The 22,439-nt window shown below is 37.5% G+C and carries 20 protein-coding genes and 2 tRNA genes; 17 read left to right on the top strand and 5 right to left on the bottom strand.

Features of this window, described 5'->3' with window-relative positions; genetic code table 11:
* The 5 genes from H529_RS10625 to H529_RS0107840 form a co-directional block, all read left to right on the top strand.
* A partial coding sequence (locus tag H529_RS10625; protein WP_033396994.1) for a GAF domain-containing protein occupies positions 1-633 on the top strand: 633 nt, incomplete at its 5' end.
* Positions 634-646: 13 nt separating this feature from the next.
* Positions 647-2,257, top strand: coding sequence for a sensor domain-containing protein (locus tag H529_RS11495; RefSeq protein WP_281166824.1), 1,611 nt, complete (start codon positions 647-649; stop codon positions 2,255-2,257).
* Positions 2,240-2,326 (top strand) — tRNA-Leu (locus H529_RS0107830). Before H529_RS11495 ends, H529_RS0107830 begins: the two co-directional genes overlap by 18 nt.
* Positions 2,327-2,803: 477 nt before the next feature.
* Positions 2,804-3,637 (top strand): ABC transporter ATP-binding protein, encoded by an 834-nt coding sequence (locus H529_RS0107835; RefSeq protein WP_022855967.1) that lies wholly within the window; start codon positions 2,804-2,806, stop codon positions 3,635-3,637.
* Complete coding sequence (locus H529_RS0107840) at positions 3,634-4,374, top strand: ABC transporter permease (RefSeq protein ID WP_028843133.1); 741 nt, start codon at positions 3,634-3,636, stop codon at positions 4,372-4,374. The genes H529_RS0107835 and H529_RS0107840 overlap by 4 nt, the downstream gene beginning before the upstream one ends.
* Positions 4,375-4,388: 14 nt before the next feature.
* On the opposite strand, the gene H529_RS0107845 is transcribed toward H529_RS0107840, so the two are convergent.
* From H529_RS0107845 to H529_RS0107855, 3 genes are read right to left on the bottom strand one after another with little or no spacing between them, the layout of a single operon-like run.
* Positions 4,389-4,817, bottom strand: a complete 429-nt coding sequence (locus H529_RS0107845; RefSeq protein WP_022855969.1) for an EamA family transporter — start codon at positions 4,815-4,817, stop codon at positions 4,389-4,391.
* Positions 4,818-4,822: 5 nt separating this feature from the next.
* Positions 4,823-5,464 carry a site-2 protease family protein gene (locus H529_RS0107850; protein ID WP_022855970.1) on the bottom strand — a complete coding sequence of 214 codons (642 nt, stop codon included), beginning with the start codon at positions 5,462-5,464 and terminating at the stop codon, positions 4,823-4,825.
* Positions 5,464-6,702 (bottom strand): S41 family peptidase, encoded by a 1,239-nt coding sequence (locus tag H529_RS0107855; protein WP_022855971.1) that lies wholly within the window; start codon positions 6,700-6,702, stop codon positions 5,464-5,466. The genes H529_RS0107850 and H529_RS0107855 overlap by 1 nt, the downstream gene beginning before the upstream one ends.
* Before the next feature lie 141 nt (positions 6,703-6,843).
* Between H529_RS0107855 and resB the strand changes: the two genes are divergently transcribed.
* The 9 genes from resB to waaC all read left to right on the top strand — a co-directional run bounded on the left by resB (position 6,844) and on the right by waaC (position 18,126).
* On the top strand, positions 6,844-8,124 hold the full coding sequence (gene resB, locus H529_RS0107860) for a cytochrome c biogenesis protein ResB (protein WP_022855972.1): 1,281 nt from the start codon (positions 6,844-6,846) through the stop codon (positions 8,122-8,124).
* A gap of 164 nt (positions 8,125-8,288) precedes the next feature.
* The gene (locus tag H529_RS0107865; protein ID WP_022855973.1) at positions 8,289-10,487 is read left to right on the top strand and encodes a molybdopterin-containing oxidoreductase family protein; all 2,199 of its coding nucleotides are present in this window, start codon (positions 8,289-8,291) and stop codon (positions 10,485-10,487) included.
* 16 nt (positions 10,488-10,503) lie between these two features.
* Complete coding sequence (locus H529_RS0107870) at positions 10,504-11,061, top strand: 4Fe-4S dicluster domain-containing protein (RefSeq protein WP_022855974.1); 558 nt, start codon at positions 10,504-10,506, stop codon at positions 11,059-11,061.
* Between the two features lie 2 nt (positions 11,062-11,063).
* The gene (nrfD, locus tag H529_RS0107875) at positions 11,064-12,050 is read left to right on the top strand and encodes an NrfD/PsrC family molybdoenzyme membrane anchor subunit (RefSeq protein ID WP_022855975.1); all 987 of its coding nucleotides are present in this window, start codon (positions 11,064-11,066) and stop codon (positions 12,048-12,050) included.
* Between the two features lie 100 nt (positions 12,051-12,150).
* Positions 12,151-14,214: a polyribonucleotide nucleotidyltransferase gene (locus tag H529_RS10635; protein WP_022855976.1), complete on the top strand. Its 2,064-nt coding sequence runs from the start codon at positions 12,151-12,153 to the stop codon at positions 14,212-14,214.
* 18 nt (positions 14,215-14,232) lie between these two features.
* Positions 14,233-15,072: a purine-nucleoside phosphorylase gene (locus H529_RS0107885; protein WP_022855977.1), complete on the top strand. Its 840-nt coding sequence runs from the start codon at positions 14,233-14,235 to the stop codon at positions 15,070-15,072.
* Positions 15,073-15,074: 2 nt separating this feature from the next.
* On the top strand, positions 15,075-16,535 hold the full coding sequence (locus H529_RS0107890) for an Rne/Rng family ribonuclease (RefSeq protein ID WP_022855978.1): 1,461 nt from the start codon (positions 15,075-15,077) through the stop codon (positions 16,533-16,535).
* 7 nt (positions 16,536-16,542) lie between these two features.
* Complete coding sequence (locus H529_RS0107895; RefSeq protein WP_022855979.1) at positions 16,543-17,097, top strand: D-glycero-alpha-D-manno-heptose-1,7-bisphosphate 7-phosphatase; 555 nt, start codon at positions 16,543-16,545, stop codon at positions 17,095-17,097.
* Positions 17,098-17,106: 9 nt separating this feature from the next.
* Entirely contained in the window at positions 17,107-18,126 is a 1,020-nt protein-coding gene (gene waaC / locus H529_RS0107900) for a lipopolysaccharide heptosyltransferase I (protein WP_022855980.1), read from the top strand.
* Here waaC and H529_RS10640 read toward each other — a convergent pair.
* Complete coding sequence (locus H529_RS10640; RefSeq protein WP_022855981.1) at positions 18,111-19,844, bottom strand: ABC transporter ATP-binding protein; 1,734 nt, start codon at positions 19,842-19,844, stop codon at positions 18,111-18,113. The two genes, waaC and H529_RS10640, sit on opposite strands and share 16 nt — an antisense overlap.
* A gap of 27 nt (positions 19,845-19,871) precedes the next feature.
* On the bottom strand, positions 19,872-20,735 hold the full coding sequence (locus H529_RS0107910) for a zinc metalloprotease HtpX (RefSeq protein WP_022855982.1): 864 nt from the start codon (positions 20,733-20,735) through the stop codon (positions 19,872-19,874).
* Positions 20,736-20,886: 151 nt separating this feature from the next.
* Here H529_RS0107910 and H529_RS0107915 point away from each other — a divergent pair, with 151 nt between their 5' ends.
* The 3 genes from H529_RS0107915 to H529_RS0107925 all read left to right on the top strand — a co-directional run bounded on the left by H529_RS0107915 (position 20,887) and on the right by H529_RS0107925 (position 22,410).
* Positions 20,887-21,516 (top strand): DUF429 domain-containing protein, encoded by a 630-nt coding sequence (locus H529_RS0107915; RefSeq protein ID WP_022855983.1) that lies wholly within the window; start codon positions 20,887-20,889, stop codon positions 21,514-21,516.
* A gap of 13 nt (positions 21,517-21,529) precedes the next feature.
* On the top strand, positions 21,530-22,279 hold the full coding sequence (locus tag H529_RS0107920) for an SIR2 family NAD-dependent protein deacylase (protein ID WP_022855984.1): 750 nt from the start codon (positions 21,530-21,532) through the stop codon (positions 22,277-22,279).
* Positions 22,280-22,336: 57 nt separating this feature from the next.
* A tRNA-Arg gene (locus H529_RS0107925) sits at positions 22,337-22,410 on the top strand.
* The last annotated feature ends 29 nt before the right edge of the window (positions 22,411-22,439 follow it).

Consider the following 22,439-nt stretch of genomic DNA (forward strand, 5'->3'; position numbering starts at 1 on the left):
TTAAAAATTTTAAGGAAAACTGGGGAGATAAGGTATACCCTTACTTTTGCTAACACCATCACCTATCAGGGTAAGCCAGCAGGTTTTGTGGTTTTGATAGACATTACCAGGCAGAAGAGGCTTGAAAACATAGTTTTGATGCTTAGAGAGGTTAACCAGACGATAACCAGTTCCCTTACTGAAGAGGAGGTTTTTGAGAAGATTTGTAAAAACCTGGTAGAAAAGATAGGGCTTAGGTTTGTTTGGGTAGGATTTCCGGATTGGGAGACATTACTTATCAAGCCTAAGTATTACTATGGATATGAGGCAGGACTTTTTGAAAAAATCAGGGTTTCCGTAAGTGGAGATGTTCCTGAGGGAAGAGAGGCTTTGGGTACAGCATTAAGAGAAAACAGAATTGTCATAATTTCTGACATAAGAACTGACCCTTGTTTTTGTCCTTGGAGGGAAGAGGCTTTGAAGAGGCAGTATCTTTCAGTAGCAGGGATACCTATCTATAGAGATGGTAATCCTTATTGTGTGTTAGGGCTTTATGCCAAGGAGTCCAATTTTTTTACCGATGAGACTTTAGAGCTTTTAGAGGAGCTTAAAGGGAGACATCGAGTTTGCGTTAAAGAGGATAGAGGAGATTAGAAACAATGTTATCATCTCTCAAGCTCTTCTTAAATCTCCTGCAGCTGTAATGATTTTAGATGAGAAAGGTAAGATAGTTTTCTGTAACGAGACAGTGTTGAGGGGATGTGGTATGTCTTTTGATGAGATTGTTGGGCAATCTATAGAGATGTTTGGTTTTAAGCTATCTGATGGTTCTGATTTTTATCCTGTATTTTTGAAGTTTGTATCTCAAGAAGGAGATAAATTTGAGGATGTATTGTTTTGTCCTATAAGAAAAAGATATATAGAGATGAAGGTCTATCCCATAGAGGTTGGAGGAGGGGTAAGAAGGTTTATTTTTTTAGGCAGGAATGTTAGTGAGCAGCGAAAGTTGATAGCAAAGTTAAAGAGGGTTATCTTAGGGGATCCTCTCACAGGTCTTTTGAATGTTGAAGGTTTTGAGAAAGAGGTTAATAAGATTTTAGGTGAAGTGGTTGAGGGGTTTTTGGTAGTTATAGACATATTTAACTTTACTTACATCAACCGGACTTATGGTTTTGAGGTAGGGAATAGGGTTTTAAAGGAGATTGGTAAGGTTTTACAGGGTATTTTCCCAGGAAGTAAGGATTTGATAGCTCGACTTGGGGCAGATGAGTTTGGATGTTTTCTGAGGAAGGAAGATTATGAAGATGTTAGGGGATTGATAGACAAGCTTAGTTTGCTTAGGGAGATAAAGGTAAAGATAGATGAAGAAGAAGTAGTGGTTGCTACTAACATGGGTATTAGTTATTATCCAAGAGACGGGAGAGATGTAAAAGACCTATTAGAGAAGGCTTCATTGGCGTTAAGTGAGGCTAAGAGGGGAGGAGCAGGTGAGTTGAGTTTTTTTGCTTCATATATGGAGTTAAAAGCCCAGAAGATTATATCTTTAGACCAATTGTTAGAAAAAGCTTTAGAAAATAGGTGGTTTGTGTTTTACTATCAGCCATATTTTAGGGCAGAGGATTTGAGTTTGGCGGGGATAGAGGCATTGGTGAGGATAAAGGTAGACGGTAAGATTTATAATCCTTCGGAGTTTATAGATTATTTGGAGAGAAGCAGGTTTTTACCTAAGTTTGAGGAGTGGATGTTTGAAGAGATAGAGAAAAAGGTAAGGAGGTTTAGGGTTCCGATTTCAGTTAATATATCAGGGAGGTCGTTTAGTAAGAAGGGGTTTGTTGAGAGGTTTTTAAATAAGTTTAGTGGTAAGATGGTGAATTTAGAGATAACAGAGAGGGTGTTTATAGAGGATGTGGGGTATGCGAGTGAGGTGATAAGGAGGATGAGAGAGAAGGGGATAGGGGTTTTGATAGATGATTTTGGGACAGGGTATTGTGCGTTAAGTTATTTAAGGGATTTACCTGTAGATGTAATAAAGGTGGACAGGAGTTTTATACAAGGTGTGGTTGAAAACAAGAGGGATAAAGATTTGGTTGAGGTAATCGTGTTATTGGCAAAGAGGTTAGGGATAGAAAGTTTAGCAGAGGGGGTTGAAACAGAGGAACAGCTTGCTATAATAAGAAAATTAGAGTTTAATTATGTGCAAGGATTTTTGTTTGAGAAGCCGCTGCCTGAAGAAGAACTCCTTTTAAAATATCCACAGCTTGCCGGGGTGGCGGAATAGGTAGACGCGCTGGATTCAGGATCCAGTGGAGATACCTCCGTGCGGGTTCAAGTCCCGCCCCCGGCACCATTCCTAAGGTGTAAAACACCCTTTCAGACATCTATTCCCTACCACACTCACCACACGTAAACCCCTTCAATAAACCTATCAATCACCCATATTTTTTAAATAGGGCAGGTTACTACTGGTAGGTCATACCATCCTCCTACAAACTAACCTCTCAAATCATTCCCTGCCCTGTAGCCTATTCTATTAAAGATCTATTTTAACAAGGCAAATTGTTTTAAGAGATAATTTTTGAAAAATAAGGGGTAAGTTGTTTTCTCTATGTCCAAAAAGTCTTAATTCCCTTTTTACTGTTATCGTTTTGACTGTTTGAATGATTTTGGAGTAAAAGAACGGGTAGAAGAATATTTTGAATTTTCCTAAGGATTTAGGATTGCATAGTGCTTAAATACAAGGTATTATTAACTTTAAAAAAGTTGGTTGAAAAAGTGAAGAAAAATTCTTTTTATGTTAGTTATTTGTCGATGAAAGGGTTTTTTTATGATTAAGGTTGAAGGGCTTGTTAAATACTATGGGAAGGTCAAGGCAGTTGATGGGGTAAGTTTTGAGATAAAATCAGGAGAGATTTTTGGACTTCTTGGTCCAAACGGTGCAGGAAAAACTACCATAGTAAAAATTTTAACTACTTTAACCAAGCCTGATGCTGGGAGATGTTTTATCAACGGTTTTGATGTGATAGAAAAGGCCTATGAAATAAAAAAATTTATCGGTGTGGTTCCTCAGGAAAATAACTTAGATAGAGATTTGACAGTATACGAGAATATGTTTATCTATGGAAAACTTCATAAAATAAGTCAGTTAAAAGAAAAAATCAAAGATTTGTTAGAAAATGTAGGCCTTTGGGAGAGAAAGGATGCCTTAGTTTCTAAACTTTCAGGTGGGATGCAAAGGAGGCTTCTTCTGGCAAGGGCGTTGCTTTCAGACCCACAGGTTTTGTTTTTAGACGAACCATCTATCGGACTTGACCCTCAGATAAGAAGACATCTTTGGGAAATAATAAAAAGAATAAAAAAACAAAACAAAACGGTATTTCTTACCACCCATTACATAGAAGAGGCAGAGGCTCTTTGTGATAGGGTAGGTATCTTATCCAAAGGAAGGCTAATAGCCCTTGGTACTCCTTCAGCGCTTAAACAATCAGTAGGGCTTTTTACCGTAGAATATACAGATAAAGAAGGAAGGCTAAAACTGTGGACTTTTAAGACTAAAGAAGAAGCCTATGAATTTGCTAAGAAAAACGAATTGCCTGTGATTATCAGAGAGACTAATTTGGAAGACATTTTTATCAAACTTACAGGAGAAAGGATAGAATGATGGATTGGTATCCTGTGTTTTTGAGAGAACTTTTGATTTTTAGAAGAAGACTTTTAAAGTTTGGATATCTCCTTTCTGCCATGATGCTCCCTATTATCTATTTTATCGTTTTTGGCCTTGGGCTTGGAAGGATGGTTCAGATGGAAGGTAAAAGTTATCTCGGTTTTCTTATCCCAGGATTGGTAGCCATGACCTCTATGACCAACTCTTATACCTGGATTGCCAACTCTATAAACCTTAATCGACTTTATTTTAAAACCTTTCAAGTGTTGTACCTTGCTCCTATTTCTTACAGTGCCATAATCATCGGAGAGGTGCTTGCTGGAATGTTAAAGGGACTTTTTGCCGCAAGCTTGATCATCGTTGTGGGATTTTTGACTTATCCTAACTTTGGGTTATCCATACCTTTTTTGTTGGCTCTTTTGCTAAACTGTTTTTTGTTTGCAAGCCTTGGTTTTTTGGTAGGAATGTCTGCTAAAGGCCATGAAGAAACAGCTACGTATTTTAACTTTTTCATCCTTCCTATGGGGTTTTTCTGCGGAACCTTTTTTCCGATAGAACGTATCCCTGAATTTTTAAAACCTGTGGTTTTTGTGTTACCTCTTACCTATACAAACATCCTTATAAGAAAGGAAACCTTCGATACTTGGTCCTTAGGATGTGTTTTAGTCCTTGTTTTTTATTGTGTTATTTTGTTTGGGTTGGGATTTAGAGTGATTAAGAATTATAGTGAATAGCCAAGATTTAGATATTAAGGATTTTTAAACAAAAGAAAAATCCCAGATACGATGAGAAAGACAGCTAAGATTTTTACAATATGCAACTCTTCTTTTAAAAACAAGATAGCAAACAGAGTAGAAACCAAAGGATATACCGAGGTTAGCGGAACTATTTGAGAGGCATTTTGGGATTTAAGCAGGGTAAAATAGGTTAACATCCCCAAAAAGCCTCCTAAGATCCCGCTTAACGATAATACGGCTATATTTTTAAGGTTTAGTACTTCTGGTTTAAACGCCCCTGTGAGAAAAACAGCTAAGCTTAATCCTATAAGAGCGGCAGAGGTCCTGATGAAAAGCGCTAAAAGAGGGTCTACGTTTTTAAGACCTATTTTTTCTATGATCGGACATATTCCCCAAAGGGTTATGGTAAGAAGCCAAAGTATTAACGTTGATTTTTCCATGATTTTTAAATACTACCTATACTGGTAATCCCTAAAATCAGATTGGTGAACCAGTTTAATATAGGGTAGATAAACTTGCTAAGCACACCGGTTATGGCTAAAATTAAAATAAAGATAAACCCAAACATTTCAAGTCTTAGGTAGTTAAATCTCCAGGTTTTTGGTAAAAATTTAACAATAACCTTACTCCCGTCTAAAGGGGGAATAGGCAAAAGGTTAAAGATAGCCAGACCAAGATTTATTTTTATACCTAAAAAGCACATTAGGGCAAGAGGTTGGGAAATCACAAAAGAGGAGTAGTTTAAATTTAAGCCATAAAATAAATGAAAAAGGAACCCAAAGATAAAGGCAAGCAAGATGTTGGATAAAGGTCCAGCTATAGAAACAAGAGCCATGTCCCTCCAGGGGTTTTTAAAATAGTTGGGGTTGATAGGTACTGGTTTGGCCCAGCCTATGGCTTGGGTAAGAAACAAAGTTAACGTTCCAAAAAAATCAAGATGTTTAATAGGGTTTAAGCTAAGCCTTTTTGCGAGTTTAGGGGTAGGATCCCCTAAAAGATAAGCTACAAGGCCATGAGAAAACTCATGGACCGTCAAGGCCAGCAACAAAACAGGTGTTAAAAGGATAAAAACCTTGGGGTCAAACATTAAAATTTCAACTTAGAAATTTCTTTTAGGTTTTTCAAGATAGAGACCGCCATCTTTACCTGAAAATCTTCTTCAGGAGAGGTCCAAGGTTTTAGTAAATCCTCTTCGTCTTTGTCCTTAGGTTTTTCTTTAGTAGTAGCTTCAACCATCGCAGGTATTTCTATGTCAGGAGAGATACCGATTTTATCGATGCAAACTCCACTTGGGGTGTAATAAAAAGCAGTAGTTAGTTTTACAGCGTATCCGTCATCAAGAGGGATAACAGTTTGGACCCTTCCTTTACCAAAACTTTTCTGACCAAGGACAAGGGCTCTTTTATGGTCCTTTAACGCACCGGTGACTATTTCAGAGGCTGAGGCTGTGCCGTGGTTTATAAGGATTACGATAGGATAATGGTGTTTTCTGTTAGAGGGGTTAGGTTTGGCTTCAAACACCATTCCTGAATCTTTAGACTTCCCCTTTATAGAAACAATCACTCCTTTTTCCAAAAATTCATCTGCTACATCTATAGCCGAGGATAAAAGTCCTCCTGGATTATATCTAAGGTCTAATACTATACCTTTTAGTTCCTTTTTCTCAAGCTCTTCCAAAGCATCTATCAACTCTTGATGGGTTTTTTCTTGAAAGTTGGTAATTCTCACGTAGACGTAGCCAGGCTCAAGAACCTTAACCTTAACACTTTTTATAGGAATCACATCCCTAACCAGGGTGAGTTCTTTTATGTCTTTATCGTTCCTGAGAATGGTTATTTTTACCTTTGTTCCTTTAGGACCTCTTAAGAGTTTAACCGCCTCTGTAAGACTCATCCCTTTGGTAGGTTTATCTTCTATCTTTAAAATTTTATCTCCTGGCTTGATACCTGCTTTCCAAGCAGGAGTATCTTCTATCGGGGCAACGACAGTGATTACGTCGTCTTTTATGGTAATCTCGATCCCAATACCGGTAAAGGTTCCCTTGGTTTCTATCTCAAGCTCCTTGAACTCCTCAGGCTTCATCAAAGAAGAATAAGGGTCTAAAGAATTTAGCATTCCATTTATAGCTCCATAGATAAGGTCCTTAGGTGAAACCTCTATTACATAGTTGTCTTCTATGAGTTTTAACACCTGAGAAAAGAGCTTTAAATACTTATATATTTCATCGTTTTTTTCTTTGCTAAATCCGTTTGAAAAGGCTATGATTATTAAAAGAATAACTCCAACTAAGGGGTAAAATAACTTTTTATTTTTTAACATTTTCATAAAAACCCCTTTTTCGATAATATTTACTTTCCAATTAAAACCTAAATTACAGGTTTTTCAAGGTGAGGTTATGGGTTGATTTAAAAATTTTTATATGTTATTTTTAAAAAAGTTTTTTAAACTAACCCAAAGGAGTGAGGAATGAGGTCAATATGGGATTTTATTTCTTCGATTAAGGTTGCCATAGTTTTATTTTTCCTTATAGCTTTTTTCTCCATTTTAGGAACTATTATTCCTCAGGTTCAACCTTCAGATTTTTACTTGATGAAATACGGACCATCCTTAGGCCGGTTGATCCTTGCTTTTCAGCTTGATGATTTTTATCATTCTGTATGGTACATATTTTTACTGTTCTTTTTCATGGTAAACCTTGTTAGCTGTTCGATAAAAAGAGTTAAGTTTAGCTGGAGGCTTTTTAAGAAAGATCCGACAGAGGTTGACCCCCATAAATTGCCTAATTCCCAGGAAACAAGAGTAAAAAAAGATTTTTCTCAACTGATAAATTTATTACAAACCTTAGGGTTTAAACAGAAGGAAACTTCAGAAGGAGTTTTGTTTTATCAGGATAAAAATCGTATAGGGTATTTAGCGGTATATTTAGTCCATTTTTCTTTGGTTCTGATAATAGCAGGGGCTATCGTAGGTGCTATTTGGGGTTTTAGAGGTAACATGTATTTATTAGAAGGGGAAACCTCTAATCAGGTTAACCTTTTTAGAAGAAATAACCCTGTGATCCTTGATTTTTCTGTGAAACTTAATAAGTTTACGATGGAAATTTATCCAGACGGGACTCCTAAAGAGTATGTTTCAAATGTGACTTTTATAGAAAAAAACAATAAAACAGTAGATGCTTTAATCAAGGTTAACCAGCCGGCTAAATATAAGGGAATTACCTTTTATCAAGCAAGCTATGAAGAATTGCCTAAATTTACTATAAGAGTAAGTATAGACGGGAAAACCTTCGAAAAACAGGTTGATCCTACGGTACCTGCAGAAATAGGTGATAGATACGTGCTTATCCTTGATGCCTATATGGCTCATCAAGGTTTTGTGGTAGCTAAGTTTAATCTATTAGATCAAGAAACAGGGGAAGGGGACGAGATTTTCGCTATCGAGGGTAAAGTCTCAGAGTTTAAGATAGGTAAAAATGTAGGGAAACTTGAACTTAAAGGCCCGGTTGATAAGTTTTACATGAGCGTGCTTCAAGTTAAAAAAGACCCAGGAGTTTGGTTGGTTTACGCAGGTTTTCTGTTGATGATCTTTGGGTTGATAGGAGTATATTTTCTTGATCCTAAAACCCTTTGGGTTTTTCTGAAAAGAGAAGAAAAAGAAACTTTTATAAAGATCGGTGGGATGATAAAAAGAGATAAAAGCGGTCTTAACCTAAGTTTAAACGAACTTTTAAAGAAATTAGAATCTTAATTACCCTGTTTATCTTTTAGATTTGATTTTTTTCTTTTTTAGTTCTTTTTAGGACTGTCCTTTCTAAATTTTCAACAAATGTTTGCGTTTAATCTTGACTTTTTATATCTCTTTTTTAAACTAATTTCTTAAAGGGCTTAGAAAAGATCAAGGAGGTTTAAGGAATGAGATGGTCAAGAAGAGATTTTTTGAAGGTAGTTGCTGCTTCTGGAGGAATTGGAGTTGTAGGGGCTACTCAGGTAGATAGATTATTAGGTTTAGGGCGTAAACCCGAAGGTAAACCGGTATATGTTCCTACGGTTTGTGAAATGTGTTTTTGGAGATGTGGGGTTATGGCAAAGGTAGTAGACGGAAAGGTGGTTAAGCTTGACGGACATCCTGCACATCCTCAATCAAGAGGTAAACTTTGTGCCAGAGGTCATGGAGGAATAGGGCTTCTTTATGACCCAGACAGGCTAAAACATCCTTTGATAAGGGTTGGACAAAGAGGAGAGGGTAAGTTTAAAAAGGCTTCGTGGGATGAGGCTCTAAATTATGTAGCAGAAAAGATGCTTAAGATTAAAGAAACTTATGGTCCTGAGTCTGTAGCCCTCTTTACCCATGGAACTATATCTACTTATTTTGTTCATCTTTTATGGGCCTATGGTTCTCCTAATTTGGGTATGCCTTCTTATGCCCTTTGTAGAGGGGCAAGAGACATAGCCTTTAAACTTACCTTTGGGGCACCTGTGGGTAATCCAGAAAGGGTAGATTTAAAGAATAGTAAAGTTATCGTATTGATGGGGTTTCATATAGGAGAAAATGCACATAACTCCATGTGTCAGGAGTTTGCAGAGGCTGTTGGAAAGGGAGCTACAGTTATCGTAGTAGACCCAAGGTTTTCTACCGCAGCAAGTAAGGCTAAATACTGGCTTCCTATCAAACCAGCTACTGACCTTGCCCTACTTTTGGCCTGGATAAACGTAATAATAACAGAGGGGCTTTATGACAGAGAGTATGTGGCTAAATATACCGAAGGATTTGAAAAACTGGCTGAAGCAGTTAAAGAATATACTCCTCAATGGGCTGAAAAAGAAACAGACATACCTGCTTCTTTGATCATAGAGACAGCAAGAATTATGGGTAAAAACAAACCTTCTGTATTAATTCATCCTGGAAGACATACTGCCTGGTATGGAGACAATACTCAAAGGGTAAGAGCGATAGCTATTCTTACTGCCCTTTTAGGAGCTTATGGAAGGCCAGGGGGTATATATCTTCCACCAAAGAATCCTTTGCCTTATTATGGTTTTGGAGACTTTTGTGGAATTCCTTATCCAGAAAATCAAAAACCTGAGATACATAAAGGTCCTTACCCCTTTACCAGAGAAGAAGGAGTTATACCTGAGATTATAAAAACAACTCTTACTGAAAAACCTTATCCTATAAAAGGATGGTTGATTACAGGGACTAACCTTATTAAATCTACCCCCAACCAGAGGGATACCATCGAGGCTATTAAGAAGTTAGACCTTGTAGTAGCGGTTGATATGATGCCCTTTGATCATGTGCTTTATGCAGATGTGGTTCTCCCAGAGTGTACCTATTTAGAAAGATATGACGATATTTTTGTGGTAAAAGAAAGAAGTATAGGGGTAGCCTTGAGACAATCTGTGGTTAATCCGATGTATGATACCAAACCTGGTTGGTGGATAGCAAAAGAGTTAGGAGTAAGGCTCGGTTTAAAGGAATATTTTCCTTATAATGATTTTGAAGATTTTCTTAAGGCTAAATGTGAGGCTCTTGGATTAAACTTTGAAGAGCTTAAACAGAAAGGTTATATAGAGATACCAGGCACTGCCAATCCTTACATCAATGAGGCTTCTGAGTTTAAATTTAAAACTCCTTCTGGCAAGATAGAACTCTATAGCAAGCAATTAGAGGAAGCAGGGTTTCCTCCTATTCCTACCTATACCAGACATGAACAACCACCTAAAGGGTATTTTAGACTTATTTATGGTAGGGTACCTGTGCATACCTTCTCAAGGACTACCAACAATCCTTCTTTATGGGAGCTTATGAAAGAAAATGCTGCCTGGGTTAACGCTAAGGTGGCTAAACAATTAAGACTTAAAAACGGAGATTATGTGGTGCTTGTTAACCAGGATGGAGTTAAAAGCAATAAGGTTAAGCTAAAGGTTACCGAAAGGATTAGGCCAGATTGTGTTTATGTCCCTCATGGGTTTGGAAGTTTTTCTCCTATGCTAAAAAGAGCTTATTTAAACGGTGCAGACGACCAACAGCTGATAACCAGATATGCTGTAGACCCGATTTCTGGAAGTGTGGGAATGAGGGTTAATTTTGTTAAGATAGAGAAGGCTTAAAAGGAGGTGACATAAAATGCCAAGATATGCTATGGTTATAGATGTAGAAAAATGTGTAGGGTGTATGGCTTGTGTTATAGCCTGTAAAAAGGAGAATAAGGTAGCAGAGGGTTATTTTAGGACAAGGGTGGTAGAAGAGGTCAGAGGAGAGTTTCCCAACCTCAGGATGGAACTCAGGTCAGAACTTTGTAATCACTGTGAAATTGCTCCTTGTATAGATGCTTGTCCTACCAGAGCTTCTCACAGGGCAAAAGATGGAACCGTTCAAATAGACCATAAAAAGTGTATTGGATGTAAAGCCTGTATTTTGGCCTGTCCTTATGATGCAAGATACATTCGTCCTGATGGAACAGCTGATAAGTGTACTTTTTGTCAGCACAGACTAAAAGAAGGAAAATTACCTGCTTGTGTAGAAACTTGTTTAGGAAAATCGAGGATTTTTGGAGATTTAGATGACCCTGAAAGTGAGGTGTCTAAACTTTTAAGGACCCACGATGCTGCTGTAAGGCTTGAATGGGCAGGTACTAAACCTCGTATTTTTTACGTTAACAAAAGATTCCCAGGGGGGTTTTAACCATGGTAGAAATAACCATTACCGGGACCAACTCTATTACTTTTCCTCATTTTGAGGTATGGGACTGGAGGATAGTGTTATATCTATTTTTAGGAGGATTGGCTGCAGGAACCTTGGTTATGTGTTCTATCGCCAACCTTAGGCCTACCAAAACAGTAGAAGAGTTAGCCAAATGTGTAAGAGCTCCTTTGATTGCCTTTGTCATGCTTGCTGTAGGTGCTCTTTTTATCATCCTTGAAATTAAAGCCCCATGGCATCTTTACTGGGGATATTTGACCTTTCAGCCTCTTTCTCTTATGTCTTGGGGTACTTGGGGTGTTCCTTTAGTTCTTTTTTTTAATGCTTTATACATCCTTGCTGTGTTGCCTGAAGAACAAAAACATTATTTAAGGTTTGAATTTTTGAAAAGATTTTCAGATAGGCTAAAACCAAAAATGAGACTGATTGCCAAAATTAACTTTGTGGCTGGTATTTTTTTAGCTATCTATACCGGTATTCTTTTAGCCTCTTTTTTGGCTGTTCCGTTGTGGAATAACGCAACCCTTCCCATTTTGTTTTTGGTTTCTGCTCTTTCAGCAGGAGCAGCTTTGATAGTTATCATAGCCAAGGATGTAGAAATCAAGTATCTTTTTACAAAAATAGACGTATGGCTTATCGTCATAGAACTTTTGCTTATACCTCTTTATTTCTATGGGTTATATGTTTCTTCTGCACCTTACAAAAGGGCGTTAGAACCTTTCTTTTCGTTTAAAGGAGAGTATTTTATTTATACCCTTGCCTTGATACTAATCTTTTTATTTTTACCTCTTGCCTTACGTATGAAAATCGGAGAAATTACCGAGTTTGAAGAGCACGGACTTCCTCATCAGTTTACCAGAGGTCAAATTTTGAGGATGAACATAGCTGCTATACTGGTAATTGCAGGAACTCTAATCTTGAGAGGGGCTATAGTTTATGCTGGACAACTTATTAAGCTGAGTATATATTAAAATTAATATATGATAACCTTTTAGAACTAAACTCAAAAGTTCTTGCATTTTTAAGTTTATACTCTAAACTTATCTAAGCAAAAAATTAAGGGAGTAGTATATGAAAAGATTGTCGGTAGATCTGGGATGGGGAGATCCGATTGTTATTGAAACTGGAGAATATGCTAAGTTTGCTGACGGGTCAGTTGTAGTAAGACAGGGGGATACAGCTGTTTTGGTAACAGCAGTTATAGGGCAGTCTTTGGTAGAAGGGGTAGATTTTACCCCCCTTTCGGTAGACTATAGAGAGCAGTCTTCAGCATGGGGGAAGATACCTGGAGGTTTTATAAAAAGAGAAGGGAAACCTACAGATAGAGAAATTTTGGTATCTCGGGTTATAGACAGGTCTGTTAGACCTCTTTTTCCTGAAGGTTTTTTTTATGATGTGGTGGTGACAGCCTTAACCCTTTCGGCTGATGAAAAATATGACCCAGACGTATTAGCTATTACTGGGGCTTCAGCTGCTTTGATGCTGTCTCAAGCACCGTTTGAAGGCCCTATCGCAGGTTTTAGGGTTGTAAGAGTAAACGGAGAGTTTATTTTAAATCCCACCTATGAGCAAAGACAACAGGCAGACTTAGAGCTGATTGTGTCCTGCTCTGAAGATGCTATCGTGATGGTAGAAGGAGGAGGAAAAGAGGTAGAAGAAGAGGCTGTTCTTGAGGCGCTTTATTTGGTTTTAGATAGAACTAAACCCTTGATAGAGGCTCAAAAGAAACTTATAGAAGACTTAGGAAAACCTAAGGTGAATGTAGAGTTGCCTTCTGATTGGTTAAATATTATAGAAACCTTAAACAGTTTTGCTAAACCAAGAATTGCAGAGGCTTTAAGCATACAAGATAAACTTCAAAGGAAGGCTGCGTTATCTCAAATTTTTGAAGAATTTGTCAATCAGTATGAAACCATAACCTTGCAGAAAGTTTTACTGGGGTATCAGTATAAAAAACTGATAAGCAAGGTAATGAGAGAGAAACTTTTTAAAGAGGGTAAAAGGATTGACGGAAGAACCCCTGATGAGATAAGGCCTATAGATATTAAGATCCATCCCTTTGAGAGACCTCATGGGAGTGCAGTTTTTACCAGAGGACAAACCCAGGTTTTTGCCAGTGTTACCTTAGGTTCAAGAGAAGAGGCTCAGTTGGTAGAAAGTATTTATGAGGGAGAGGTTTTTAAGAGGTTTATGCTTCATTATAACTTTCCTCCTTTTTGCACCGGAGAAGCCAGACCTTGGGGACCCCCGAGAAGAAGGGAGATAGGTCATGGGGCTTTAGCTGAAAGGGCTTTAGAACCTTTAATTCCAGAGGAAGAGGGTTTTCCTTATATAATCAGGGTGGTAGCTAACGTTTTTGAATCAAACGGTTCTTCCTCCATGGCAACGGTTTGTGCCGGTTCTTTAGCATTGTTTGATGCAGGAGTTCCTATTTCTAAGCATGTAGCAGGGATTGCGATGGGGCTTGTTTTAGAAGAGGGAAAATCTTTAGTAATCACAGATATTTTAGGAGAAGAAGACCAGCTTGGGGATATGGATTTTAAGGTAGCTGGCACTAAGGATGGGATTACCAGTATTCAGATGGATATTAAGACTAAGGGGCTTTCTAAAGAGGTTTTAGCCGAGGCTCTTTCAAAGGCTAAAAAGGCAAGAGATTTTATCTTGGATAAGATGTATGAGGCTATACCTGAACCAAGAAAGACCCTTTCTCCCTATGCTCCAAAGATCGAAATCATAACCGTTCCTGAAGATAAAACCCATCTTATAATAGGTCCAGGGGGAAAGACAGTTAAGGAGATCAAAGAAAAAACAAATACCAGCATCTGGGTGTTAGAGGGAGGTAAAGTCAGTATTACTGGACAAACTCAAGAAGAGGTAGATTTAGCGAAAAAACTGATAGAAGCTCTTGTATCTGAGGTAGAAATAGGCAAGATTTATGAAGGAAAGATAACCAGGGTAGAGCCCTATGGACTTTTTATTGAGGTTTTGCCAGGTAAGATAGGTCTTTTACATGTTTCAAAAATGGTAAACCCTCCAAAGGATTTGAAAAGCGTTTATAACGTAGGTGAGGTGGTGCGGGTTAAGGTAATAGAGATAGACGATCTTGGGAGACCTAAGTTTACCGATCAGTTTTAAAATTGGCTAAAAAACAAAATGGAAAAAAAAGACAGAGAATACTTTGAAAAAGTAAAAGAAACTTTTGATTATTTAAAAAAAATCGCTCCTTTCCAACCAGAGATCATCATAACCTTAGGCACAGGTCTTTCTTCTTTGGGGGATAGAGTCAACAAATTGGCTGTTTTCCCTTATCGTGACCTGCCTAACTTTCCTCGGTCTACAGTAGAAACCCATAGAGGAGAACTTGTTTTTGGAATTTTAGAAAACAAAAAGGTAGCTGTTTTACAGGGAAGATTTCACTTTTATGAAGGTTATTCAGCGAAAGAGATAACCTTTCCTTTAAGGGTTTTAAGTCTTTTTAGACCTAAACTATACTTAGTGTCTAACGCCGCAGGAGGGCTAAACCTAAACTTTAAACCTGGTGACTTGATGGTGATAAAAGACCATATAAACCTGATCCCTGATAATCCTCTTAGAGGACTAAATAACGAAGAATGGGGACCAAGATTTCCTGATATGTCATGTGCTTACGATAAAGAAATGAGAGAGCTTTTTAAAAAAGTTGCGTTAGATCTTGGAGAAGATATAAGGGAAGGGGTATATGTAGCTGTTCCAGGTCCAAGTCTTGAAACTCCTGCTGAAACAAGGTTTTTACGGATGATAGGGGCAGATGCTGTTGGTATGTCTACTGTGCCAGAGGTGATAGTGGCAGTTCATGCAGGATTAAAGGTTTTGGGTATTTCTGTTATTTCAAACGTAAATGATCCAGATAACTTTGCCCCTATTCTTTTTTCTGAGGTGGTTGAGCAGTCTAAAAAGGCAGAAAAACGGTTAGAAAAACTTATAAGAGAATTTTTAAGGAAACTCTGTTTATAACCATGGCTAAGTTGCTTATTAATTATGCTCCTTTTGAGATAAGAGTAGGTCTGGTAGAAAACGGGCAGTTGGTTGAATTTTATGTAGAAAGGCCCTCAGAAAAAGGTTTAGTAGGTAATATTTACAAAGGAAAGGTGGTCAGGGTAGTTCCTGGTATTAACTCTGCTTTTCTTGACCTTGGTCTTGCCCGCACAGCTTTTTTGTTTGGTGATGACATCATGCCTTCTTCAGAAATAGAGTGGGAAAAAGATACAGTTTTTATGGCAAATCTGCATGAAGTATTGAAAGAAGGGCAAGAAATCCTTGTGCAGGTGATCAAAGAACCTTTAGGAAATAAGGGAGCGAGGGTTTCTACCAACTTAACTCTACCTGGACACTATCTGGTTTATCTCCCTTACATGAATAGAATAGGTATTTCAAGAAAAATAAGGGATGAAAAGGAAAGAATAAGGCTGAGAGAAATTTTAGAGAAGATAAAGCCACCAAACACAGGTTGGATTATAAGGACAGCTGCAGTCGGTGCTACGGAAGAAGAGCTTAAGGCAGAGATGGATTTTTTGCTGTGTCTTTGGGGGGAAATAAAAGAAAAAGCTGAAAAAATGAAGGCTCCGGCTCTGGTGTATGAAGAGCTAAACATCGCCCTTCGTGCCATAAGAGACTTATTTACCAAAGACATCTCAGAGATAGTGGTAGACGATAAGGATTTTTTTAGAGAGATTAAAAATTTTTTAGAACGTTATTTTCCTAATTTAGCTCCCTATGTAGAACTTTATCAAGGAAAAGAAGATATTTTTTTAGCCCATGGAATCCAGATCGATATAAAGAAAATTCTTTCTCGTAAGGTTTGGCTCAAGTCAGGTGGTTTTATCGTGATAGAACCTTGTGAGGCCTTTACTGCCATAGACGTGAACACAGGAAGGTATACCGGTACCAAAGAATTAGAAGAAACTGTTTATAAGATAAACTTAGAGGCTGCCGAAGAAATTGCCTATCAACTAAGACTTAGAAATATAGGTGGATTAATTATCATAGACTTTATAGATATGGAAAATCCAGAACACCAAGAGTTAGTGGTGCAAACGTTAAAAGAAGCTTTAAAAAAGGATAAAGCTAAAAATAGTTTTCTACCTATTTCTGCGTTTGGTATTTTACAAATGACCCGCGAAAGGAAAAGAGATTCTCTTTATAAGATCTTTTTAGAAAGCTGCCCTTATTGTCATGGTGAGGGGAGTATCAAAAGTAAAAAGACAATCTACTATGAAATTTTAAGAAGGCTTATCAAAATGGCACCTCATATCAAAAACAAAAAAATAGAGATCGAAATCCATCCTGACCTTTCAGAAATCATAGGTGAGGAAATTCATTACCTTGAAGACTTAGAGAAAAAATATGGATTTAGTACCACTTTAAAGCCAAATAAAGAATTTTTAGTCTATGAATATAAATTTCACATTTTAAATTAATCTGAGTATGGATAAAAAGCCAGCAGTTTTTCTTGACAGAGACGGTACTATCAACGAAGAAATGGGTTATATCAATGACCTCTCTAGGGTCCGTTTTTTACCTGGAGTAGCCGAAGGTTTAAAACTACTACAAGACAGAGGGTTTAAGCTTATCGTTATCACCAACCAGAGCGGACCAGCAAGAGGATATTTCCCAGAATATTTGGTTTTTGAGGTGAACCAGCTTATCGCAAGAAGACTTGCTAAAAAAGGTGTTAAACTGGATGATTTTTTTGTTTGTTTGCATGGTCCAAATGAAGGGTGTAATTGTCGAAAACCAAACCCTGGTTTGGTTTTACAGGCTTTAGAAAAATATCCGATAGACCTTGAGAAGTCTTATTTTGTCGGGGATAAAATTGTAGACGTTGAGACTGGAAAAAGATTAGGGATAAAGACCATTCTTGTTTTAACAGGATATGGTAAGGGTGAGTTAAAGTATGTAGCCCCCAAAAAGGGGATTTATCCTGACTGGGTTGCTAAAGACCTGAAAGAAGCTGCTGAAATCATCATAAAAAACCTTTAATAAAGTTTGATGAAGATTCTTTTGGTAAAGCTTTCAGCCTTGGGAGATGTAGTGCAAACCCTTCCATGTTTAACCCTTATAAAACAACATCATCCTCAAAGTATCATCGACTGGGTGGTAGACGAAAGAAACGCAGAGGTCTTAAGAGGACATCCTTATTTAAGGAAGGTAATAGTTTTTTCTAAAAAAGACCTTAAGAACCCTGGTAAACTGAAAGCTTTTATCAGAAATTTGAGAGAAGAAACTTACGATTTAGCCATAGATTATCAGGGGCTTTTTAAAAGTGGGATAGTAATAGGTTTAACTAAAGCTAAGTTTAAAGTGGGGTTTGAAAATCACCGTGAGTTAAGCCCTATTTTTTACAACATAAAACTTCCTAGCTATGACCCTGAGATCCACGCAGTAAAACGTTATTTAAACTTAACCAAACAGGCAATACGTCTTATATATCAAGGTTTTGAAGAAATGGTAGACAGCATTCCTGAAGCGGTTTTGCCAGGATTGTTCCCTCCGTTAGATCTGGTTGAAAAACCATACATAGTTTTTATTCCTTCTGCCAGATGGAAAACTAAATGGTGGATCTTTTCTCATTGGGAAAAACTCATAGAGTTAACTTTAAAGGCATATCCCGAAATTAAGATTTATCTTACAGGGGGCCCCAAGGAAGAGGAATTAAAAAACTGGGCAGGTTTGATGGAAGAAAAACACCGAGAGGTAAAATCTTTGGTAGGAAAAATGAGGTTAAAAGAGTTGATAGGCCTTATTCAAAAAAGTAAACTTGTGGTAACCGTTGATACAGGCCCTATGCATATTGCCTCAGCTTTAAAAGTTCCTACCATAGCTCTATTTGGACCTACCTCTCCTTACAGAACAGGTCCTTGGGGAGGTGATTTTAAAATTTTACAAAGTAGATTAAAATGCAGCCCATGTTTTAAAAAGAAATGTTCTCAGTGGGATTGTATGAAATCTATCTTACCTGAAGAAGTTTTTCAGGCAATTAAAGAAAAATTAGGTCAACTACATTTTTGAAAGGTTTGATAGAGGTTTCTGTAAAGAGAGGAGGTTTCAAGTAATTGTCGATGGGTGCCTTGAGAAACGATTTCGCCTTTTTCAAACACAAAAATAAGGTCAGCCTTAGTGACGGTTGAAAGCCTGTGGGCTATGATGATGATGGTGTGTCTTCCTTTTAAACGGTCTAAAGCCTCTTGAATAGCCTCTTCGGTAATGGCATCAAGCTGACTTGTGGCTTCGTCTAAAATGATGATAGGTGGTTTTTTGAGAAAAACCCTGGCAAGAGCTATTCTTTGCTTTTGACCACCTGAAAGATTAAAACCTTCTTCTCCTAATACGGTATCATACCCTTTAGGAAGGGTTAAGATAAAATCGTGGGCTTTAGCTAACTTGCAGGCTTCTATGATTTCTTTTTCTGAAGCCTCAGGTTTTGAGATAAGAAGGTTTTCTTTTATGCTAAGGTTAAACAAAAAAGGTTCCTGAAGGACCATTCCGAAAAGATTTCTCAAACTAACGATTTCAAACTCTTTGAGGTTTGTATTGTCTAAGAGTATTTCCCCCTTTTGAGGTTCTAAGAACCTTGGGAGGAGGGAAGCTAAAGTGGTTTTACCAGAACCACTTGGGCCAACGAAGGCAATAAGCTTATTAGCAGGTAAGAAAAGATTGATGTTTTTTAGCGTCCAGTCTGGGCTTGAAATATAACGAAAATATAATTCGTTAAAGGTAAAGCCTTGTTTAGGGGGAAGAGCCTTTAGGTTTCCTCCTGTTTCAACCGGAAGGTTAAGGACCTCTTCTATCCTTACCCAGGCACCTTGAGCCTCTTTTAAATATGTGTAGGCTCTGGAAAGCTTTCTTATAGGGTTAAAAATAAGTAGGATAGCCGTTAATACAGATAGAAAACTTCCAGGGCTCATAGCACCATTGATGGTAAGAAAACCTCCATATCCTATAACCAGAGCACCACCTATTCCTGTAACTACATCTACTAAACTTTTAGATCCTTCTCTGTATTTGGTAATTTTAAGGCTCCATCTGTAAAAGCGCTCAAGCTCTTTAGAAAAGAGTTCTATTACCTTTTCTGGAGAAGGACTAAGTTTTATTTCTTTTATTCCCTGCAAAAGTTCTTGCATCTTGTGGGTTAATTCTCCGGTAGAAGCCTGGGCAAGCTTTCTTGCTTTTCGGGTTTTAGCCCCTAAGGCTTTACTACCAAAGATGATTACCGGGAAGGTAATAAAGGCTAACAATGTGAGGTCCCAGCGTTGATACAGCGCAACCCCTATCAATACTAACACTGAAAAGGAGCTTTGAAAAATAGTAGTTAACGCTTCACCTAAGATGGGCTCTATCTGAGCGGTGTCATTTATCACCTTTGACACAGCCTGTCCATGTGTTTGTACTGCTATTTTCTCTACAGGAAGATAAAGAAACTTTTGGAACAATCTCAACCTAAGGTTATTTATCACCCCTGCAGAGACGGCTTTCATAAAATACGCTTGAAGCAAGGAAGTAATTCCCATCAAGCTAAAGACTACTACCATCAAAAGAGGAACAAGAAAAAAATACTCGTGATGTTTTTCAACAAAAACAAAATTAAAGATAGGTTTAATAGCCCAGGTGCTTGCTCCTGTGATTAAAGAACTAACCACCGCAAAAAAAAGCCCTAACAGAAAAGTTTTCCAAAAGGGTTTAAGAAAAGATAAAATCTTTTTTAAGAAAGAAAAAAGTTCGGAAGACAAAGAAACTCCTATGTTTACAGGATATTCTTATCTTATTTCTTTGGCAAGTTGAACAAGCCTTGCTACCCTTTCTTCTATAGGTGGGTGGGTAGAAAGAAGCTTAAAAAGGGTTTTTCCTGAAAGAGGGTTTACGATAAACATCTGAGCCTTGGCAGGATTTATGTCCATAGGATAGGCTCTGTTCCAATTTTCAAGCTTTTCTAAAGCACGAGCTAAAGCTAAAGGATTTTTGATGATTTTAGCGCCTGTTTCGTCTGCTAAAAACTCTCTACTTCTACTTATAGCTAACTGAATAAGAGTAGCGGCTATAGGGATGATAATAATAGCCACCAAAGTAACCACAATGGCAAGAGGATTATTGTTTTCTTCCTCATCTCTGCTAAAACCACCAAATATCATCGCCCACTGGGCCATGTGAGCTAAATAGGTGATAGCACCAACCAGCACAGCTGCGATCGTTGAAATCAAAATGTCTCGGTTTTTGATGTGAGCTATTTCATGGGCTATGACCCCTTTAAGCTCTTCAGGGGTAAGAAGTTTTCTAATCCCTGCGGTTACCGCAACTACTCCATTTTTTGGATTTCTACCAGTAGCAAATGCATTAGGAGTTTCTACAGGAATAACATAAACCTTAGGTTTAGGAATCCCAGCTCTTCTTGCTACCTCCTCTACCATAGCATGAAGCTCAGGATCTTCGTGTTTTTCTACAGGAATAGCACCACTTGTAGCCAAAACGATTTTATCAGAAAAAAAGTAGGCGATAAAGTTCATCAAACCAGCCATGATAAGGGCTATAGTCATTCCTGTTTGTCCACCTATTAGTTTACCTACAAAGATAAAAAGAACGGTAAGAATAGCTAAAAACAAAAAAGTCCTAAAAACATTTAACATAAATCTTCCCCCCTAAAACTTGCAAATTTTATTTAGAAAAATAAATTAAATAAAAATTTACAAATGTCAAGGGATAGAGAGGGTTAAAGGGATAGAGGTAGGTTTTAAGGTTAAAGAGAGTTTTAATTAGAACCATAAAGGATATCCAGAAATGCTTAACGAAATAAAGTTACCAAAGATAGAGTTAGAAGATTTTTTAGGAATAGACCTTGCAGGTTCTCCTAAAAAGCCTACAGGGTTAGCCTACATTAAGGATAAGGTTTTGCTCACCCAATTGGTTTATGAAGATGAGCTACTTCTTGAAAAAGCAGTAAAGTTTAAATATGTTTATATAGATGCCCCTTTAAGTTTGCCTTATGGTAGGTGTGATATAGAACAACGAAATGAGTATCATTTTAGAGAATGCGATCTGAAACTTCGAGAGTTGAAGATTAAATTTTTTCCCATTACCCTTGGAGGTATGAGAAAACTTACTGAACGAGGTATGAAACTAAGAGATTTCTTAATAGCTAAGGATATCGAGGTTTACGAGGTCTTTCCCGGAGCGTTTTATGATGTTTATCATATAAAAAGAAAAGATAAAAAGGCTATTTTAGACTTTTTTAAAAAGTTTTTGTCTCACTTAGAGGTTTTTATAGAAAATAGGCCCTATACGCAAGACGAACTTGATAGCATAGCTTGTTTATTAACAGGAATTTTGCAAAAAACGGGGCTGGCTTTAGAATTAAAAGGTATAGACGGATGTATCATAATCCCTAATCCTTTAGCTAATAAACCTTAAAGGGGTAAAAGTTATGAATAGAAAAGAAGAACTTGTAAAAGAAGTTGTAGAGCTGATAAAACAAGGTGGGATAGTAGCTTTTACCGGAGCTGGGATCTCGGTAGAAAGTGGGATACCCCCTTTTAGAGGAGCCAAAGGTCTCTGGACTAAGTATAATCCTGAAGAATATGCTTATATAGAGACTTTTATAAAGAATCCTGAAAAAGTATGGATGATGCTAAGAGAGATGTACCAGTGTTTTAAAGAGGCAACCCCCAATCCTGCCCATTTAGTTCTGGCAGAGCTTGAAAATAGAGGCTATCTTGAAGGAGTAATAACTCAAAACATAGACAACCTTCACCAAAAAGCTGGAAGTAAAAAAGTAATAGAGCTTCATGGAAGTGGAGAAAGTTTAGTATGCCTTAATTGTGGGAAAAAATATCGTTTTACCGAGGAGTTTCTAAAGATGTTTCCCTGTCCTAAATGTGAAAAATGTGGTAAAGCCTTAAAACCTGAAATCGTATTTTTTGGGGAACCACTTCCGGAAGAGGCTTTAAACCAAGCTTTTGAGTTAATAAAAAGGTGTAAAGCTCTTATTATTATAGGAACTTCAGGAGTAGTTTATCCTGCCGCTTATTTACCTTACGAAGCTAAGAGATCAGGTGCTAAAATAATAGAGGTCAATCCTGAAGAAAGTGCTTATACTGAAAGTATTACCGATTACTTTTTTAAGGAAAGGGCAGGAGAGTTTTTCGAGGAGTTTAAAAGGTTTTTAGAAGGATAAAATACACACTAAATTAGGTTGCATTAACCTAAAAAACTGTTATATTTTAAAGTGTATGCGCCCGTAGCTCAATCGGATAGAGCATTGGACTACGAATCCAAAGGTTGCAGGTTCGAGTCCTGCCGGGCGCGTGTTTTCTTAAAATCAAAATCGCTTTTTA

It is taken from the genome of Thermodesulfobacterium thermophilum DSM 1276 (assembly GCF_000421605.1).
Classification (GTDB): domain Bacteria; phylum Desulfobacterota; class Thermodesulfobacteria; order Thermodesulfobacteriales; family Thermodesulfobacteriaceae; genus Thermodesulfobacterium; species Thermodesulfobacterium thermophilum.

Excerpts from the sequence above, each read along its gene's own strand:
- H529_RS0107835 (WP_022855967.1), top strand. The coding sequence starts at position 2,804 with ATGATTAAGGTTGAAGGGCTTGTTAAATACTATGGGAAGGTCAAGGCA.
- H529_RS0107840 (WP_028843133.1), top strand. The coding sequence starts at position 3,634 with ATGATGGATTGGTATCCTGTGTTTTTGAGAGAACTTTTGATTTTTAGA.
- H529_RS0107845 (WP_022855969.1), bottom strand. The coding sequence starts at position 4,817 with ATGGAAAAATCAACGTTAATACTTTGGCTTCTTACCATAACCCTTTGG.
- H529_RS0107850 (WP_022855970.1), bottom strand. The coding sequence starts at position 5,464 with ATGTTTGACCCCAAGGTTTTTATCCTTTTAACACCTGTTTTGTTGCTG.
- H529_RS0107855 (WP_022855971.1), bottom strand. The coding sequence starts at position 6,702 with ATGAAAATGTTAAAAAATAAAAAGTTATTTTACCCCTTAGTTGGAGTT.
- resB (WP_022855972.1), top strand. The coding sequence starts at position 6,844 with ATGAGGTCAATATGGGATTTTATTTCTTCGATTAAGGTTGCCATAGTT.
- H529_RS0107865 (WP_022855973.1), top strand. The coding sequence starts at position 8,289 with ATGAGATGGTCAAGAAGAGATTTTTTGAAGGTAGTTGCTGCTTCTGGA.
- H529_RS0107870 (WP_022855974.1), top strand. The coding sequence starts at position 10,504 with ATGCCAAGATATGCTATGGTTATAGATGTAGAAAAATGTGTAGGGTGT.
- nrfD (WP_022855975.1), top strand. The coding sequence starts at position 11,064 with ATGGTAGAAATAACCATTACCGGGACCAACTCTATTACTTTTCCTCAT.
- H529_RS10635 (WP_022855976.1), top strand. The coding sequence starts at position 12,151 with ATGAAAAGATTGTCGGTAGATCTGGGATGGGGAGATCCGATTGTTATT.
- H529_RS0107885 (WP_022855977.1), top strand. The coding sequence starts at position 14,233 with ATGGAAAAAAAAGACAGAGAATACTTTGAAAAAGTAAAAGAAACTTTT.
- H529_RS0107890 (WP_022855978.1), top strand. The coding sequence starts at position 15,075 with ATGGCTAAGTTGCTTATTAATTATGCTCCTTTTGAGATAAGAGTAGGT.
- H529_RS0107895 (WP_022855979.1), top strand. The coding sequence starts at position 16,543 with ATGGATAAAAAGCCAGCAGTTTTTCTTGACAGAGACGGTACTATCAAC.
- waaC (WP_022855980.1), top strand. The coding sequence starts at position 17,107 with ATGAAGATTCTTTTGGTAAAGCTTTCAGCCTTGGGAGATGTAGTGCAA.
- H529_RS0107910 (WP_022855982.1), bottom strand. The coding sequence starts at position 20,735 with ATGTTAAATGTTTTTAGGACTTTTTTGTTTTTAGCTATTCTTACCGTT.
- H529_RS0107915 (WP_022855983.1), top strand. The coding sequence starts at position 20,887 with ATGCTTAACGAAATAAAGTTACCAAAGATAGAGTTAGAAGATTTTTTA.
- H529_RS0107920 (WP_022855984.1), top strand. The coding sequence starts at position 21,530 with ATGAATAGAAAAGAAGAACTTGTAAAAGAAGTTGTAGAGCTGATAAAA.